The following is a 13,865-nucleotide window of genomic DNA, read 5'->3' on the forward strand; positions in this document are numbered from 1 at the left end:
TTATTGGAGAAACACTGACCGGATCAATATTTCTTTAGTTGAACCTCTGTGAAGCTACCGTGTAGATATCCTCAATAAGTCTGATACCGCCATCGTATCCAACAATTGCATCATTAAGAACAATCTTGTCCTTAACGGGCCATGAGATATTGAGGAAGTTACCCTTTAAGTCTTCCGTCACTTCTTTGTCATAGTAACCACCGAGAACCAGCGGATATCCGTGATAGTCATGACTCTTTATCTGCTCATGAACCTTGTAGCTGTCTGTCTCAAATACAACTTCAGCTTCAAGTCCGTAGTTGAGCTTCTTGAATTCTTCGGTAATAGCTTCCCTGTATTCCTTCGGCGTATCATCGGTGATAAACTGCTTTGCTGGAACAAGTCCGAGATCGTTTGTAAGGAACTTGGTAATTCCGAGAGCGTACTGTGCATCCGCTACAACAGAGAACTGCTTGTTGATTACACGGTTCTCAAGGAAAAGATCCGCAAATCTCTCGATGAGGTAGTAGTAATAATTCTCATGCTCTGTTATTACGTCTTCGACCTTCTTTTCATCCACTCCCGCAAACTTTCCGACTTCCCTTAAGAACTTACTTGTCTCGAAAGCTCCGATAGGAAGTGTGCTGTAATGAAGATAAGGAATACCGAGCTTTTTCTCCATCTTCTTTACGTTCTTAACAGAAACCCAAGGAGAAATAAGAAGGTTAAACTCAGCCGAAGCAATCTTGTCTATATTCTTGATTCCTCTTTGATATCCGAAGATAGTGTTGGGTGTAAGCCCGATCTCTTTTAACAGCTTCTCAAGCTCTCTTAAATTTCCGAGCCAGTAAAGATCCTGATAAGGAACGTCGGCCCAGATATTTACAAGACCCTTCTCCTTCTTATCAGTCTTTTTTGTATACTGATCTATGATCGCATCGATTATCTGCTCGTGTCCCTTATAATTGTTTCCCTTAAATCCCGCTGTCGGAGCATAAATTACAGGCTTGTCCGCATCTGCAAATTCAGATACGACTTCACCCGAATCATCACCTACGATCTCAGGAATACAACCTGTAAGAACCACATAGAGGTCTGCATCAATGACCTTAAGCGAATTCTCGATTGTTGAATGAAGCTTTTTTTACACCGCCGAATACAACGTCTTTTTCGTTGATACTGGTACAGGGGAAAATATTTGGTGAAAAATATCCGCTGCTTCCGTTTCCGTCGGAAAGCTTCTGCGCACATCCCGGACCCGAATGAAGGATCGGAATGGCTCTCTCTATTGCCTGCACTGTCTGCATCGCGCCAAGTGCACACTTATATCTTTGTTTATCAAGTAACTTTGCCATTTATATCAGCCTCCGTGAATCATTTTTTGTCCTTTTCCTGCACAAGGAAAGCTCCTACGTTCTGCTTGTACCACCAATCCGTGTAAGGAAGCTTTGTTCTCTTTGCGAGGTTTTTTTCAAAGCTTCTGTTCCTGATGCTATCGAGTATGGAATATGCAAATTCCAATGTGTGCTTGTAACCGAAAATCATATACTCATCGGCAACATACACTGAAGGTGTTCCGTTCTTGATAGCCCATACGGTTGAACCCGGATGTCTTGAAAGATACAGATCGGGCTGATATTTGTTGAGGATATTCATAACCTCGAAATTCTGCTGATCGGCAACACTGGCCTCGAAATCAATATTGTTATCCAAAAGATATTTCATTGAAGGCGGAACGTCTCCGTTCTCATACTTCTTGTCATAGTGCCATGCAAGTGCCCATACAACCTCAATTCCAAGTTCATTAAGAACACGGGATACTTCGAAAGTATAACCGGGTCCCATGCCGAGTACTGCTCTAAGTCCCTTGAGTTCTTTCTTGACTTCTTCAATCTTGGGAAGATAGATTGCACGCTGCTCTTCAATGTACTTCTCGATCTTCTCACTTCTTCCGGTAACTTTACCGATCTCACGAAGCCATGCTTCGAATCCTACGATACCGCACTGGTTGATGCTTCTTACATAAGGAACACCAAACTTTTCTTCAAGTACGTTTCCTAGATAGTTTCCGAGTGTTCCGCAGATACATGTTGTGGCAACAGCTTCCGAAATATGTGAAAGCTCTTCAACAGTTGAGTTACAGTAAAGGAATGTAGGCTCGAGATCAAAGTTCTTGAACATCTCTATGATTTCAGGTCTTGCACTCTCATAGAAATTCTTGAAGTTGATCTTGTTGCTCTTTACACCTTCTCTCGGAGGCTGAACAATTGACTGAAGTACCGCGTGATCTGCGATATCAAAACCTGTAGCCCAGATTCTTGACTTGAATCCTTCGCAGTGAACCGCAACGATAGGCACATCGATCTCTTCTTTTAACTCATCGACGATACTATCGATATCCTCACCAATGATACCTGTTGCACAGGAACTTGAAACAAAAATTGCCTTTGGGCTATATCTTTTGTTTACTTCAACGATGATGTTGCGAAGCGTAGATGTAGAGCCAAATATCGTATCATTCTCGTTCATATCGGTTCCGACGTAAACAGTGTTATTTGTTACACCACGTTTTTTGGCCATAACCTTATCAAGGTAATATGTACCTGCTGCCGCAACGGAACATCCCGCAGGACCGTGATGAATAATAGCAATATCTCTTATGGCAGAGAGCTGACCAAGTGCACAGCTTGAAAGACATGAGCTAGACTGCGAAAAGCATCTTGAACACCCTTTCAAAGTTCCACATTCACTCTGGCTTGCAAGATCCTTGAGTGAACCGATGTAGCCTGTAATAGATCCGATACGGTTCTCTCTTGTAGCTACATTGGAGTTATTTAAATTTGTTGCCATTTTATCTTTTTCTCCTATTTAAAGTATGGATTAATCATCATTCCTTAATTTTCTGTTGCAAAAAGATTTGTTGAAAGATATCTGAGTCCTGTATCAGGGAAAATTGCAACAATCTTCTTTCCTGCATTTTCAGGTCTCTGCGCAAGCTTCTTTGCTGCATAAAGAGCTGCTCCCGATGATGTACCTATAAGGATACCGTCGTTTGCCGCAACTTCTCTTGCTGCTTCAAATGCTTCAAGAGCCTCAACTTCGATGTATTCGTCATAAATCTTTCTGTCAAGTGTTGAAGGAATGAGATTTTCAGCAACACCTTCAAAAGGATGTACTCCCGTGATCTCTTCTTCAGGCTGATTCTTATCCTTATCGGGAAGTGAATTGGGTCCGGGCTGAACACCTACAACCTTTACGTTAGGATTCTTTTCCTTGAGGTAAGCACCTGTTCCTGAGATTGTTCCGCCTGTTCCTACGCATGCAACGAGGATATCAACCTCTCCGTCTGTATCTTCCCAGATCTCAGGTCCTGTTGTTCTCTTATGTACTGCAGGATTTGCAGGGTTAGAACACTGATCGAGGAATACAACATTCTCTTCCTTATCAAGAACCTGTTCCTTGAGTGCCTTGATCGCAGCAACGAAGTCACCGCCTGTCTCCTCAAGAACCTTAGCGATAACAGGCTCATCACCAAGCTTAATTGTCTTTCCGCCAAATGCCTGGATTACCTGGAATCTCTCCTTACTAACCTGATCCTGAATATAAACTCTGAAAGGATATCCCTTTGCAGCCGCTATTGCTGCAAGTCCGATACCTGTATTTCCGCTTGTTGTCTCAACAACAGTGTCGCCGGGCTTAAGTTTTCCGCTCTTCTCAGCTTCTTCAATCATTGAAAGGGCAATTCTGTCCTTTACGCTCTGATTGGGATTAAAATATTCAAGCTTACCGATAACCGTTGCCTTTAAATCGTGATGTTTTTCGAATCCTGAAAGCTCAAGAAGAGGTGTTCTTCCAACGAGCTCTGTAATTGACTTATATACGTTTGACATACCATAATCCTCCTAGTGATCAAATTTTGTAGTCGTCTGAAAGTTCCATCATTCCGTACTCCATGAGGATTTCCTCAAGTCTTTCCTGAGTCATGGGTGTGGGAATTACGAAATCTTTATTCTCAATAACTGCCTGTGCCAGGTTTCTGTACTCCTGAGCCTGGTTTGAATCGGGCTTGTACTCGATAACTGTCTTCTTGTTGATCTCAGCGTGCTGAACTACGTTATCTCTGGGGACGAAGTAAAGAAGCTTAGTTCCGAGCTCTTTTGAAAATGCTCTTAAGAGGTCAAGCTCTCTGTCAACGTTTCTTGAGTTACAGATGATACCGCCAAGTCTTACTCCACCTGTTCTTGCATATCTCTGAATACCCTTTGAGATGTTGTTTGCGGCATAAAGAGCCATCATCTCACCACTTGCTACGATATAGATTTCTTTTGCCTTACCTTCACGGATGGGCATTGCGAAACCACCGCAGACAACGTCACCGAGTACATCATAGAATACATAATCAAGGTCCTCTGTATATGCGCCGAGGTTCTCAAGCATGTTGATTGAAGTGATGATACCTCTTCCGGCACATCCTACGCCGGGCTCAGGTCCGCCTGACTCAACGCACTTTGTACCGCCAAAGCCTTCCTTCATGATACGATCAAGTGAGATGTCCTCACCTTCTTCTCTGATAGTGTCAAGAACCGTCTTCTGAGCAAGTCCTCCAAGAAGAAGTCTTGTTGAATCCGCTTTGGGATCGCAACCAACAACCATTACTTTCTTACCGTGCTCAACAAGTCCTGCTGTAAGATTCTGTGTTGTTGTAGACTTTCCGATTCCTCCTTTTCCGTAAATTGCAATCTGCCTAAGTTCTGCCATTTTTTCTTTCTCCTCATTTCTTCTTATTTTTTACCCGTAAAACAGGCAATAAAAAAAGGCATGCGAAAAATGATCAAATAGATCAAATTCACAAAACCTCCGGTTGTCCGGTCAGCTTCATTACTGTCCTTTTATGTTGTTGTTCATTTCCTGAAGTAGTTTAAGATATCCGTCAAGTTTCCTTATCGCTTCCGAAACCGGCCCAGGCATTTCAAATGCCGCAATACCTCGTTCTTCAAGCTCTCCTCTTGCTCCGTCTCCAATTCTGGCTGCCAGAACAAAATTACAATCGGAAACTCCGTCTACTCCTCTTTTTAATTCAGCAGCATCATGATGTCCGCCCATACAAACGGGGTTCACAAATCGCTGTTCAATCTCTTCATAATCACCGTTTTCATCGACATCTACTATAAGGAAGCTCTCAGCTCTTCCAAAGTGCTGGTCCACAAATCGGTTGTCCGTAGATGCGAGTGCAACTCTGTAAACTGCTTTATCCATGTGAAAAAGTGTTCCTTACATTTAATCTGCTCTGATATACGAGCTTACTGTACTCTGATACGCCGGGTACTCCTACTGCGTCGGCTCTGCAGTGTGCGCAGTGTCTGAATACCTTGATATACTGTTCCGCATCGCTCCTTGCTTTTTCTATCTGCTCGCAAGTGGGCTTTGGTATATCTTTAAGCTGATGCTGCGGTATGAGCGGAATTATGTTGTAGATTATCGCTCCCAATTCTCTTACCGTCTTCGCGATGGTAGCTATATGCTCATCGTTTATTCCGGGTACGAGAACCGTGTTTATCTTGACCGTAACACCTGCATCTGCTACCTTTTTGATTCCCTTTAGCTGGTTCTCAATAAGTATCTTGGCGCCTTCTTCTCCGTAGATCTTCTCGCCGTGCCAAATGACATATTCATTGAGTTTTGCCTCAATCGCCGGATCTACGGCATTAACGGTAACCGTAAGTGTATCTATTCCTATTTCTATGAGTTCATCGGCTCTTTCATAAAGAAGAAGTCCGTTGGTACTCATACACTTAAGCAGTTCCGGATGACTCTCACCGATTTTTTTAAAAGTCTCAAACGCATAGTCTGTTGCCAGAGTATCTCCCGGGCCTGCGATTCCCGCAACCTTAATATTAGGTACAAACTCAAGAGCCTTATCAATAAACGTATTTGCTTCATCGGGAGTTATTATCTTGGACGTTACTCCGGGGCGCTGTTCAACGTCATTTATCGTTCTGTCGCAGAATCTGCACGCGATATTGCATCCTGGGCTCACCGGAAGGTGAATTCTGCCTGCGTTGAACTTGCATCCGCCAAAGCACGGATGATTCTTTTCAAGTTCTTCATACGTTTTAGCCATTCTCTTTTTCTCCTACAAAAATATAAAACGCGAAACTTCCGCTATCACCTCGTTCGCCAAAAGACATTCAAACCGACCTCGACAAAACTGCGGTAGTTTCTCTTAACTGAATCTCTGTTTACGACTGGTCTCAATCTGAGTTACTTTGCCATCATGAACCGTGATCGTGACCGTGCCATATTGTAAACTTTTGATGCTATCAATTATCCCTTCCAAAACAGCAGCATCAACTTCTTTTGTCAGGGGTACTTCTACCTTTGCCATAAGTTTATCTCCTCGCTGTTTAACAGATTATTTAATACTATGTGTTTTGCCTTACACATTGATGTTATTAGCATTATGCTTTAGCGTAGCGTTGTTGTAAAACACTAAAAATTTATAGCAGGGTATAAAAAATTCTTAACCCTCTATTTTTGAGTATTCTTTTCTGACACTTCAAATACTCTTTCAAATTCACTTATAAGATCTTCCGTTCCTTCTATTCCTACAGAAAGCCTGAGAATTCGATCGTTGATGCCGTTTTTTTCAAGCACGTCTGCGGGAACATCCGCATGTGTCTGCGTGATCGGATATGTTATAAGTGTCTCCGTTCCGCCAAGACTCTCCGCAAAATAGATAAGATCTACATTTGCAAGGATCTCTTTTGCAAACTCGGCAGAATCAACTTCAAAAGTAAGCATCGCGCCAAAGCCTCTTGCCTGCTTCTTCATGATCTCATACCCCGGATGCTCTTTAAGCCCCGGATAAATTACTTTCGTTACATGCTTGTTTTTCTTAAGATACTCCGCGATCGCAAAAGCATTCTCCTGAGCCTTGTTAAGTCTTACCGACAACGTCCTGATTCCTCTTAGGATAAGCCAGCTGTCAAAAGGGCTTAGTCCCGCGCCTGTCGTCTTGTAAATGAAACGAAGCCTCTCATCGATCTCATCATCCTTGACGATTGCGAAACCGCCTATGGTATCGTGGTGCCCTCCGAGGAACTTTGTTCCCGAATGAAGCACTATGTCCGCGCCCAGGTCGAGCGGGTTCTGATAATAAGGTGACAAAAAAGTATTATCCACAATGAGGATGAGTCCTCTCTCATGGACTTTTTTCGCCAGCTCCTCTATATCCGTGACATTCATCATAGGATTGGTCGGTGTCTCAAGATACACAGCCTTCGTGTTCTCTTTTATAAGAGGGATCACATCTTCGCTGCTTAAATCGGTCGTCGTGTATGTCAGACCGTTCTTTTTGCTGATCTCATTAAATAGTCTTACGCTTCCTCCGTAGAGATCCGAATCGATTATGAAATGATCTCCCGGTGAAAAGAGCTCCATCACAGCCGCAACCGCAGCCATTCCGCTTGCAAAAGCTATCGCATCTTTTCCGTTTTCCAAAAGAGCTACAACAGCTTCAAGCTGCTGCCTTGTGGGATTCTGCATTCTCGTATAATCAAATCCCGTGCTCTCACCAAGTCCCTTATGCGCAAATGTAGCCGTCTGATAAATCGGATAGCTGACAGCTCCCCAGATATCTTTTAGCCGCGCATCATTTAACTGACACTTTGTATCCACGCTGTATTCTTCTTGTTTCTTACAGTCATTCTCCGTACTCACAAAAACTCCTCCTGATGTATATATTTAAGAAAAAACTAATCAGATCAGCCAAATCTTCTACTGTATGCATCATAGAGCTGTTCCATTGCCTGCTCAATAATGCTTCGAGGGCTCGCTATATTAATTCTTTCAAAAAGAACCGTCTCTCTTCCAAATATCACTCCTCCGTCAAGCCAGAGCTTCGCCTCATCTTCTATAAATTTTCTAAGTTCTCTGTAGTTATCAAAAGCACCTGCAAAATCAAGCCAGATAAGATATGTCCCTTCAGGCTCTATCAACTTTATCTTCGGTAGTTTCTCTTTTACAAAAGACCTGATGTAATCAAGATTTCCTTCAAGATAAGCGATTAATTCATCAACCCACTCGCCGCCTTTTTCATAGCATGACTTCGTTGCCGTAAGTCCTATGACATTACACTGACTGTATCCTCCGGCATCATTTTCATTTCTGAATTTGTATCTTACAGATTCATTCGGAATTATTATATTTGCGATTTGCAGTCCCGCAATATTAAAAGTCTTACTCGGTGAAGTTCCGAGAATCAGATTCTTCGTGTACTTCTCTCCGAGTGTGATAAACGATGTGTGTTCATATCCTTTGAATACAAAATCGGAATGAATCTCATCCGCAAATATCGTGACGTTATTCCTTTCGCAGATATCACCGAGTTTTATGAGTTCCTCTTTTGTCCAAACACGTCCCGCGGGATTGTGAGGGCTGCAAAGTAAGAACAACTTTACGTTTTCATCAACAATTTTTTTCTCAAAATCTTCAAAATCAATCTCGTAATGTCCGTCTTTATATACAAGCTGGTTGTTCACAACTTTTCTTTTATTAAGATCGATTGTCTCTCTGAACGGATAGTATACGGGTTCCTGAATTATCACGCTCTCACCGGGCTGTGTAAAAGCTCTGACCGCTATCGCGATGGCGTACACGATTCCCGGCACTACAGTATTCCAATCTCCTTCTATCTCAAAGCCGTGTCTTTTGCTGTACCAGCTTGATACTGCTTTCTGATAGTCTTCCTTTGGATCGGTATATCCGAATATGCCGTGATCTACTCTCGCCTTTATATCATTAAGAATTTCGTCGGGGAGCCTGAAGTCCATGTCCGCAACCCAGAGCGGAAGCAGATCGTCGCGCCTCCTTCTTTCCATTCCAAAATCATATTTAAGGCTGCTTGTTCCATGCCTGTCTGTCACTTTATCAAAATCGTATTTACTCACGATAATTACCTCTTTTTAAATTGAGACCGCTCATCATGTATGATGACAAGCGGTCTCATATTAGTCAGTTCAATAATATAATTGTATGTTGATCGCTTTGTGGAAATGACCACCGGCGGTCTGCTAGTGTAGTTGTTTTTATAATGTGAATGATATACGAAGTCAATGAATGCTTAACATGCAAGCATGTACGCATTATTGACTTATGACGCCTATATCATTCAGTTCGCAAAAAGAGGTGTTGAAAGATATCTGTCACCTGAATCGGGAAGAAGTACAACAATGTTCTTTCCCTTGTTCTCTTCTCTTGCCGCAACGATTGTAGCTGCCTTAAGAGCTGCACCTGATGAGATACCTACAAGGATACCCTCTGATACTGCGAAGTTCTTGCCTTCTGCAAATGCATCATCGTTCTCAATTGCGATAACTTCATCATAAACTTTTGTATTAAGTGTCTCAGGAACGAAACCTGCACCGATTCCTTGAATCTTGTGAGGTCCTGCTTCACCCTTTGAAAGAACGGGGCTTGTAGCGGGCTCAACTGCAATAACCTTAACGTTAGGATTCTGCTCTTTGAGATACTCGCCTACACCTGTAATTGTTCCGCCTGTACCGATACCTGCGATGAAGATGTCAACCTTTCCGTCTGTCTGATCCCAGATCTCAGGACCTGTTGTTGCTTTGTGGATTGCAGGGTTTGCAGGGTTAACGAACTGTCCGAGAATTACTGAACCTTCAATCTCTTTTTCAAGTTCTTCTGCCTTGGCAATCGCTCCCTTCATACCCTTTGCGCCTTCTGTAAGAACGATCTCAGCGCCGTATGCCTTAAGAAGATTTCTTCTCTCAACACTCATCGTGTCGGGAAGTGTAAGGATTGCTTTATATCCCTTAGCTGCTGCTACTGCTGCAAGTCCGATACCTGTATTTCCGCTTGTAGGCTCGATGATTGTTGCTCCGGGCTTGATCTTTCCGCTCTTCTCAGCATCTTCGATCATGCTAAGTGCTACTCTGTCTTTTACAGATCCTGCGGGATTCAAGTACTCAAGCTTTGCAAGGATATTTGCATTTGTTGCTCCAACCTTCTTGCTATATCCGTTAAGTTTAAGAAGAGGTGTTCCTCCGATAAGTTCCAATGCGCTTTCTTTGATGTCTGCCATGATTCATTTCTCCTTTATATTTCATTTTTATTTTGGTTCGTGTTTGTTTTGATGATTGAATCATAGCATAAGGGTACTTAGGTGAAAATTAAGGAATACTTATAGCGGAGTATAAACTTTGCTTATTACAATACATAATCTAATTGAAAAACAGCCAAGATGCGCATGGATACTGATGTGAGCATTTTGTCTATTTGTATACATGTTTATTTTTTCATTAACATATCTTGGCTTAATGGTTTAAACCCCAGTATTTATGCCGTTTCTCGTTATAAAAAAATTGACAACGCCCGCCAATTGTATTATTATTCCTTAGTCACGACGTTTCTTAAGTGATTTTAGTGATGGAAAAAGCATTAAGGAGGTTCAAAAGTATGAACAGAGAAGAACTTATTGAGGCAATCTCTACGGAGGCCGATCTTACAAAAGTAGCATCAGAGAAGGCAGTTAAAGCTTTTATCGAAGTAGTTTCAAATGAGCTTGCAAACAAAGGTAAAGTTCAGATCGTTGGATTTGGAACATTTGAGACAACAGAAAGAGCTGCAAGAGTTGGACAGAACCCCCAGACAGGTGAAAAGATTGATATCCCTGCTTCTACAGCACCTAAATTCAAAGCAGGTAAAGCTCTGAAGGATATTGTAAACGAATAATAAGTAATGCTTATAAAGCCGGAAATCGTGATGATTTCCGGCTTTAATCTTATTCCCTTACTTTCTTTATTGTATATATACCGCAGCCTGTAATAGTTACAAGTATACCGGCACATGCTGCAATGAACGAACCGACTCCGGGCTTAGACTTAGATTCATTCATAGTTTCTACAATAGAATCTTCACTGCAGTTCCATTCTACTTCTCTGCCATTATATGCGTATGATGAGGCGTATGATGAGTGTGTGATTTATTATTGCTACTATAATGTCAATTTATTGAGGTTTTCGCTATAAAATGCTATAATAATAGCAAAAAAGTGTGGTCATATAAAACGAGGATACCATTATGGATTATACAAATTATTTATGGGATACGCCGTCTGATGTTGCCCTTAGATTGGCAAATAAGATCAAAAGCGTTAGAAAAAGGAAAAAGATTACACAAAAACAACTTGCCGGAAGAAGCAATGTAAGTTATGCCACTTTGCGCAAGTTTGAGAAAACCGGACAGATTTCGCTTGAATCTTTTATAAAACTGACTATGGAGCTTGGACTGATACAAGAAATAAACAATTTATTTTCCGAACCTGTTTACACCAGCATTGAGGAGGTAATAAATGCAAGTAAATAAGACTCTGGATGTTTATTATCATAGTCAACATGTTGGCACTCTTGCCGAAACTCCCGATAAAAGAATTGCATTCCAGTATGACAGCGAATGGCAAAAAAATGGCTTTTCCATCAGTCCTTTTTCGCTTCCGCTTCGAAATGATGTCTTTGTACCCAATGAAAGATCACTGGATCGTTTTGGTGGACTGTTCGGTGTCTTTGCTGACAGTCTCCCCGATAGTTGGGGGCACTTACTTTTAGATAGGTACCTGGAATCAATTGGCATAAAAAGAGGCGAAATAACCACGTTGGAAAGACTTGCATATGTCGGAAAAAGTGGTATGGGCGCCCTTGAATATATGCCGTCAAAAGAGGCCGATTTTGATTACAAGAATACAGGTTTAGACTTCGATACAATAGCAAAGGAATGTGCAAATATTCTATCGTCCAAAAATTCCGACCAATTAGATATTCTGTATAAAATGGGGGGATCAAGCGGAGGAACCCGCCCAAAAATACTTCTTTCCGAAGACAACAGGGAATGGATAGTGAAATTTCCTTCAAAAAACGATCCCGAAACAAGCGGTAAATGCGAATATGATTATTCTTTATGTGCAAAAGACTGTGGAATATCCATGTCAGAAACAGCGCTTATTTCTTCATCGGTATGTGACGGATATTTTAAAACAGAGAGATTTGACAGAAAAGCCGGAGAAAAAATTTTTACAATCACATTTGCAGCCCTCTTGGAAGCGGATTTTCGTGCTCCTTCTTGCGATTATGAAACTTATTTCAAATTAGCAAGAGCACTTACAAAAGATACAGCTTTTGATAAAGAACAGCTATACAGAATTATGTGCTTTAATGTTGCCACGCATAATAGAGACGATCATACCAAAAACTTTTCATTTATACATACCGATTTACATAGCTGGAAACTGGCCCCTGCATACGACCTTACATATAGCGATACCTATTGGGGCGAGCATACAACATCTGTAAACGGCAAAGGCCGTGAAATAGCTAAATCCGATATCGTCAAAGTGGGTTCAGACGCCGGATTACCCAAGAAATTCTGTACAGCTTGTTATGATGAAATAAACTCCAAAGTAAAAGTTTTGGACAAATACCTTGCTCAAAGTCAGAACAACAAGGAACATATACCTTTTAGAGAACGTATCTCTGAAATATCTGTCTCAAAATAAATCAGGTACACATATAATAATTGCTTGCAAAAAAAAGCTGTCGTTCTAGGTGATTTGATCAATCATCTGAAACGACAGCCAATTTTTATTATATATTTCAATCTTCGATACTACTGTGAAATCTTTGTGATAATAGTTGCAATAAATTATGACTATACTGTATTTTATGATTACTTGGAATGGATTGGAGATATATGAGAACCAGATTTTTTGCAATACTTTTATGCTTAGTAACTGTTACGGCGTGCGCTAAAGAGGATACAAAACAAAATGATGCGAGTGTTACAACCGCTTCTAAAACTAATGATGAAGTTATAGTAGAATCTATGATAGATGCTACTGTAGAGGATGAATATGAATCAGCGACAAGCTCTTCAACGGAAGATTTATATACAGGCCAAGAACTTGCCCAAATTTATGCCAGCTTTCTTCAAGGCGAGACAAAAGTTCATATAGATCCTGAAAATGACTTTGTAAATCCATGGGCTCCGGATGACGATTATAAAATTACAAGTACGAAAAAAGATTTTACATTAGATGAGCTCGTAAACTCTATACTGGATAAACTGTCAGAATCAGGTTTTACAGGTACAGAATTTGACTCAATCGAATATGCATCAATAGACTGCGGTAATGACGGTCAAAAAGAACTGCTGTTAAAAATATGTATGCCTAATCAGGTTGACTCTAATACTGAAATACTAATTCTCAAAGATTTTAATGGATCTTTGAAGACTATTTACTCTACTGTTGCAACATGCAGACGTAATCTGTTTATAAATGAGTTTGGATATATTTGTTCCGGCGGTGGTTCCGGTACATCAGAATATTATGACAAAAGCTTTGTTGGGAGCGATTCTAAATGGCATTTTCTTTATACTGTTGAATATAAAGATGAACCTTATTATGACAGCGATAAAAGTTATGTAGTTCTGATTCAATTTACTGAGGACGATATTGGTTTTTCTGAAGATGCTGTATATACACTGGCAAAAGACAACTATGATACATCTGACATTGATTATGAAAATGGATATCCAGATTATAGATATGACAAATTTCCGCGTGGTGAATCTGACGATGTGTTCAAAAAATATCTCGATGAATTCAAGGATAACGATTGGCCCACACTTCCATTAAGTGACGCTGATAAAATAATCTCTGACAGAGAAAAATCGGAAGGCCTTACAGCCGAAATAAAAAATGGCAAAACAGCGGATTGGAAAAAGCTTGATTATGAACTGACTCAATAGAGTAGGAGGCGGTGACTAACCGCCGTCCTCTCGCAACACCGTACGTACCGTTCGGTATACGG

15 protein-coding genes are annotated in these 13,865 nt (G+C 41.1%); 4 read left to right on the plus strand and 11 right to left on the minus strand.

Going from position 1 to position 13,865, the window contains the following annotated elements:
• Positions 1–34: 34 nt before the first annotated feature.
• The 11 genes from CD00_RS18025 to cysK form a co-directional block, all read right to left on the minus strand.
• Entirely contained in the window at positions 35–1,066 is a 1,032-nt protein-coding gene (locus tag CD00_RS18025) for a nitrogenase component 1 (RefSeq protein WP_330370395.1), read from the minus strand.
• 22 nt (positions 1,067–1,088) lie between these two features.
• Positions 1,089–1,334: a nitrogenase component 1 gene (locus CD00_RS21190; protein WP_330370396.1), complete on the minus strand. Its 246-nt coding sequence runs from the start codon at positions 1,332–1,334 to the stop codon at positions 1,089–1,091.
• A 19-nt stretch (positions 1,335–1,353) separates the two neighbouring features.
• Entirely contained in the window at positions 1,354–2,829 is a 1,476-nt protein-coding gene (locus CD00_RS0110320; RefSeq protein ID WP_026655910.1) for a nitrogenase component 1, read from the minus strand.
• Positions 2,830–2,873: 44 nt separating this feature from the next.
• Positions 2,874–3,869: a PLP-dependent cysteine synthase family protein gene (locus CD00_RS0110325; protein WP_026655911.1), complete on the minus strand. Its 996-nt coding sequence runs from the start codon at positions 3,867–3,869 to the stop codon at positions 2,874–2,876.
• A gap of 19 nt (positions 3,870–3,888) precedes the next feature.
• A complete protein-coding gene (gene nifH, locus CD00_RS0110330) occupies positions 3,889–4,737 on the minus strand; it encodes a nitrogenase iron protein (RefSeq protein WP_026655912.1) in 849 nt (282 codons plus the stop codon).
• A gap of 120 nt (positions 4,738–4,857) precedes the next feature.
• Positions 4,858–5,235, minus strand: a complete 378-nt coding sequence (locus tag CD00_RS0110335; protein WP_026655913.1) for a NifB/NifX family molybdenum-iron cluster-binding protein — start codon at positions 5,233–5,235, stop codon at positions 4,858–4,860.
• Entirely contained in the window at positions 5,228–6,100 is an 873-nt protein-coding gene (locus CD00_RS0110340; protein ID WP_026655914.1) for a radical SAM protein, read from the minus strand. Before CD00_RS0110340 ends, CD00_RS0110335 begins: the two co-directional genes overlap by 8 nt.
• Before the next feature lie 102 nt (positions 6,101–6,202).
• A complete protein-coding gene (locus tag CD00_RS19860; RefSeq protein ID WP_081670546.1) occupies positions 6,203–6,364 on the minus strand; it encodes a YezD family protein in 162 nt (53 codons plus the stop codon).
• Positions 6,365–6,507: 143 nt separating this feature from the next.
• A complete protein-coding gene (locus tag CD00_RS0110350; protein ID WP_051594156.1) occupies positions 6,508–7,698 on the minus strand; it encodes a trans-sulfuration enzyme family protein in 1,191 nt (396 codons plus the stop codon).
• A 44-nt stretch (positions 7,699–7,742) separates the two neighbouring features.
• Positions 7,743–8,927 carry a MalY/PatB family protein gene (locus tag CD00_RS0110355; protein WP_026655916.1) on the minus strand — a complete coding sequence of 395 codons (1,185 nt, stop codon included), beginning with the start codon at positions 8,925–8,927 and terminating at the stop codon, positions 7,743–7,745.
• Positions 8,928–9,148: 221 nt separating this feature from the next.
• Positions 9,149–10,084, minus strand: coding sequence for a cysteine synthase A (cysK, locus tag CD00_RS0110360; protein ID WP_026655917.1), 936 nt, complete (start codon positions 10,082–10,084; stop codon positions 9,149–9,151).
• A 374-nt stretch (positions 10,085–10,458) separates the two neighbouring features.
• Between cysK and CD00_RS0110365 the strand changes: the two genes are divergently transcribed.
• The 4 genes from CD00_RS0110365 to CD00_RS0110385 all read left to right on the plus strand — a co-directional run bounded on the left by CD00_RS0110365 (position 10,459) and on the right by CD00_RS0110385 (position 13,803).
• Positions 10,459–10,734, plus strand: a complete 276-nt coding sequence (locus CD00_RS0110365) for an HU family DNA-binding protein (RefSeq protein ID WP_026655918.1) — start codon at positions 10,459–10,461, stop codon at positions 10,732–10,734.
• Positions 10,735–11,082: 348 nt separating this feature from the next.
• Positions 11,083–11,367: a helix-turn-helix domain-containing protein gene (locus CD00_RS0110375; protein ID WP_026655919.1), complete on the plus strand. Its 285-nt coding sequence runs from the start codon at positions 11,083–11,085 to the stop codon at positions 11,365–11,367.
• Positions 11,354–12,550, plus strand: a complete 1,197-nt coding sequence (locus CD00_RS18030; RefSeq protein ID WP_081811898.1) for a type II toxin-antitoxin system HipA family toxin — start codon at positions 11,354–11,356, stop codon at positions 12,548–12,550. The genes CD00_RS0110375 and CD00_RS18030 overlap by 14 nt, the downstream gene beginning before the upstream one ends.
• Positions 12,551–12,744: 194 nt before the next feature.
• Entirely contained in the window at positions 12,745–13,803 is a 1,059-nt protein-coding gene (locus tag CD00_RS0110385; protein ID WP_026655920.1) for a hypothetical protein, read from the plus strand.
• Positions 13,804–13,865 lie beyond the last annotated feature (62 nt).

Source organism: Butyrivibrio sp. AE3003 (genome assembly GCF_000686065.1).
Lineage (GTDB): Bacteria > Bacillota > Clostridia > Lachnospirales > Lachnospiraceae > Butyrivibrio > Butyrivibrio hungatei_A.

Bases quoted from the DNA above. Each gene is read 5' to 3' on its own strand.
- CD00_RS19860 (WP_081670546.1), bottom strand. From the start codon at position 6,364: ATGGCAAAGGTAGAAGTACCCCTGACAAAAGAAGTTGATGCTGCTGTT.
- CD00_RS0110340 (WP_026655914.1), bottom strand. From the start codon at position 6,100: ATGGCTAAAACGTATGAAGAACTTGAAAAGAATCATCCGTGCTTTGGC.
- cysK (WP_026655917.1), bottom strand. From the start codon at position 10,084: ATGGCAGACATCAAAGAAAGCGCATTGGAACTTATCGGAGGAACACCT.
- nifH (WP_026655912.1), bottom strand. From the start codon at position 4,737: ATGGCAGAACTTAGGCAGATTGCAATTTACGGAAAAGGAGGAATCGGA.
- CD00_RS0110365 (WP_026655918.1), top strand. From the start codon at position 10,459: ATGAACAGAGAAGAACTTATTGAGGCAATCTCTACGGAGGCCGATCTT.
- CD00_RS18030 (WP_081811898.1), top strand. From the start codon at position 11,354: ATGCAAGTAAATAAGACTCTGGATGTTTATTATCATAGTCAACATGTT.
- CD00_RS0110375 (WP_026655919.1), top strand. From the start codon at position 11,083: ATGGATTATACAAATTATTTATGGGATACGCCGTCTGATGTTGCCCTT.
- CD00_RS21190 (WP_330370396.1), bottom strand. From the start codon at position 1,334: ATGGCAAAGTTACTTGATAAACAAAGATATAAGTGTGCACTTGGCGCG.
- CD00_RS0110325 (WP_026655911.1), bottom strand. From the start codon at position 3,869: ATGTCAAACGTATATAAGTCAATTACAGAGCTCGTTGGAAGAACACCT.
- CD00_RS0110385 (WP_026655920.1), top strand. From the start codon at position 12,745: ATGAGAACCAGATTTTTTGCAATACTTTTATGCTTAGTAACTGTTACG.
- CD00_RS0110335 (WP_026655913.1), bottom strand. From the start codon at position 5,235: ATGGATAAAGCAGTTTACAGAGTTGCACTCGCATCTACGGACAACCGA.
- CD00_RS0110320 (WP_026655910.1), bottom strand. From the start codon at position 2,829: ATGGCAACAAATTTAAATAACTCCAATGTAGCTACAAGAGAGAACCGT.